General features: G+C 42.8%; 4 protein-coding genes. All 4 read right to left on the bottom strand.

What is annotated here, in order from left to right; translation table 11 throughout:
• A partial coding sequence (locus PAE54_RS12320) for a transposase (protein WP_326519648.1) occupies positions 1–298 on the bottom strand: 298 nt, incomplete at its 3' end.
• Between the two features lie 127 nt (positions 299–425).
• Positions 426–986, bottom strand: a complete 561-nt coding sequence (locus tag PAE54_RS12315; protein ID WP_326519647.1) for a TPM domain-containing protein — start codon at positions 984–986, stop codon at positions 426–428.
• The gene (locus PAE54_RS12310) at positions 980–1,954 is read right to left on the bottom strand and encodes a TPM domain-containing protein (RefSeq protein WP_442784409.1); all 975 of its coding nucleotides are present in this window, start codon (positions 1,952–1,954) and stop codon (positions 980–982) included. The genes PAE54_RS12315 and PAE54_RS12310 overlap by 7 nt, the downstream gene beginning before the upstream one ends.
• A gap of 93 nt (positions 1,955–2,047) precedes the next feature.
• Positions 2,048–2,617: a LemA family protein gene (locus tag PAE54_RS12305; protein WP_442784408.1), complete on the bottom strand. Its 570-nt coding sequence runs from the start codon at positions 2,615–2,617 to the stop codon at positions 2,048–2,050.
• Positions 2,618–2,929 lie beyond the last annotated feature (312 nt).

Below are 2,929 nucleotides of genomic sequence, written 5' to 3'. Positions count from 1 at the left end.
GTTGATGAGCACGTACGTAAGAGCCATCAATAAAAATCCACTCCATATCAGGGTGTGATGCTAATAATTTGAATAATCTAAGCAACTTACCACTGCTTGACCAACGATTAAAACGTTTGAAAATAGAGTTTGATTGACCAAAATAGGAAGGAATATCTCGCCACGGACAGCCTGTTCTAATTCTATAGAGAATAGCTTCAATAAAATTACGTAAATTTGAGTTGTGATGAATGGATAAATTACGCAGAATAGCTTTCAACTTTTGCCAGTGTTGATCTGTCAGCATGGTACGAGGCATAGCGAATAGTAAAATTGGGTTTGGCGATTTGATTTTACTACTTCGCTATTTTTTTAAGCTAAAAGTGTCAACACACCCTAAACAACTGACAATTTTTGTCATTTTTATACAGTGATCTTCTCCCAGCTTATTTCATCACAATTGGATCATTATCAAGTTCATTCGTCTGATCAGTGACAGAGTTTGCATAATAAAAATTTAGCTCTTTTCCAATTGATTCAACACCCAAAATAACTGCCTCACGATATTGATGCTGTTGAAATAGAGCAATCATCGCTTGGCAGATCTCATTCCAAACCTGCTGCTCAGTTGAATGACAAATACCACGATCGACTACAATCTCAACTTTTTGTTCGCACAAATTCAGATACAGCAATACACCACTATTAAATTCCGTATCCCATACACCCAACTCCGCAAATAACTGACGCGCTCGCATCTGAGTATTTTGCCAATAAGCTTGATGGCAAGGAATATGTCCTTCTATCACGACCTGAATCTCACCTGCATGGCCTTGTTCTGCTTTTTGTACGGCTTGGGCAATCTCTTGCTGGTCCCGTGAACTAAAATAGCGTTTGCTCAGTGGGAGATAAAAAAAGTGTTTGAACCAGCGCTTTAAACTCGGCTGGACAGGTTCAGCAACTTTCGGCTGAGTCAAAATGCGAGTCGTATCCGTTGTTGTTACCATGAGCCTGAAGCACCTCCTCCGCCAAATCCACCACCGCCACCGCGATAACCTCCACCTCCACCAAATCCACCCCCTCGCCCGCTACCATGCCCCGCTCCAGATAAAAACAACTGAAATATGAGCTGAGCCACTGAGCTAATGAGCAGAATAAAAATACCGACTCCCAGTAAAAGACTCGAAAATAATCCGATACCGTTGACTATTCCTGCAACCGTCGCCGCTACGCCCGCTGTCACTGCACTTAATCGGTTTCCCACCACATAGGAACCAATCACACCAGCAATCAGAATAAATAAGGCGGCACCCCAAGTTTTCTGCTGTGCCTGTTGTTGGTACAGAGCTTGCTCCTGCTGCTGTTTAAGTTCTTGTGCAGCCTGTTGAGCCACTTCAGGATCCAGATTTAAAATTCGTTCAATTTCATTTAAGCCAGCTGCAATCCCTTGAGCATACTGATTTTGCTTAAAGTAAGGAGTCATCTGATTACGAATAATTCTACCCACGACAATATCTGGTAACACTCCTTCCAATCCATAACCGGTCAAAATCTGGATACGATGATCATTGACCGCGATGACCATCAGTAAGCCATTGTCACGCTGTGCAGATCCCAGCTGCCATTTTTCAGCAATGCGCATCGCAAAATCAAAAATATCCTCTTGTCCCATACTCGGAACAATGACAATACCGATTTGTGCCTTGCCCTGCTGATATAGACCTAGAATTTTATCCTGTAAAGCCTGTTGTTCTGGAACTGAAAGTAACTGTGCCTGGTCAATAATCGGCTGATTTAGATCAGGTAAATCCTGGTGCATGTTGGCAGGTTGCTGTTCCGGTTTTTGTGTTTTTGCGTCAGATGGGGAAACGCTAGATGTACCCGTAGTCGTCGCCCTAAGCGGCTGACCCACCACAGGCCCATTGACCGCTTGATTGAGCGTAGGTTCACTCCAGCTGAGTGGACTAATCAACATCAACAGGACAATTATCAGACCTTGGCAACTCAAATACCGATCAAAAAGAGCTTTTCGCCTACCCCGGAATTGTGCCATGAGTAGTCTCCTGACTTATTCAAAAGTGACTTTGGGTGCCTGTTGAGCGCCAGCTTCAGCTTTAAAGTTTGGTTTGGGCTGCATGCCTATCACTTTTGCCGTCATGACTTGCGGAAATTGGCGTGAATAGCTATTAAAATCCTGTACGGAAGCAATATAACGGTTGCGTGCCACAGCAATACGGTTTTCCGTACCTTCAAGCTGTACTTGTAAGTCACGGAACTGTTCATTGGCTTTTAAATCTGGATAATTTTCTGAAATAGCAATCAAACGGGATAAGGCACCATCCAGCTGACTTTGTGCCTCTTGATAACGTTGAAATGCCGCAGGATCATCCAGCACTGCTTTATCCACTTTCAAGCCTGCCACATTCGCTCGTGCCTGAGTGACTTCAGTCAGTACTTTTTCCTCATGTTTGGCATAGCCTTTTACCACATTCACTAAATTAGGCACCAAATCAGCACGACGCTGATACTGGTTTTCAACCTCAGACCATGCAGCAGTGACAGCTTCATCTTTCACTTGCAGCGTGTTATATCCACATCCAGATAAACTTAAGCTGCTAACAAGCAGTGAACTGATCACTAGTTTTTGTACTGTCTTTCTCACGCCAATCTCCCCTATTTTTATCATTGTTCAGTCTTTAAATTCATTCTAACGCCAAATTTAGTGATCTGTGTTGCTTTTGCTTAATCATGCTCTCCACAAAACCTCACCTGAAGAGTGGCTAGACACATCCAGTGAGTTATTCACAAAATCCAATTATTTTCACAATCTTATATTTAAAAATATACAGGCATAAAAAAAGCCCGTCGTAACGGTAATGCCAGTCAGTTAAGAAATTGACTGGCATTTTCTTGGGTATTTCTGTGGTTTTAGCTTCACAACCCTCGGACA

The sequence above is a fragment of the Acinetobacter minutum genome (assembly GCF_035916735.1).
Classification (GTDB): domain Bacteria; phylum Pseudomonadota; class Gammaproteobacteria; order Pseudomonadales; family Moraxellaceae; genus Acinetobacter.
This window is presented reverse-complemented; position numbering and strand designations above follow the sequence as displayed.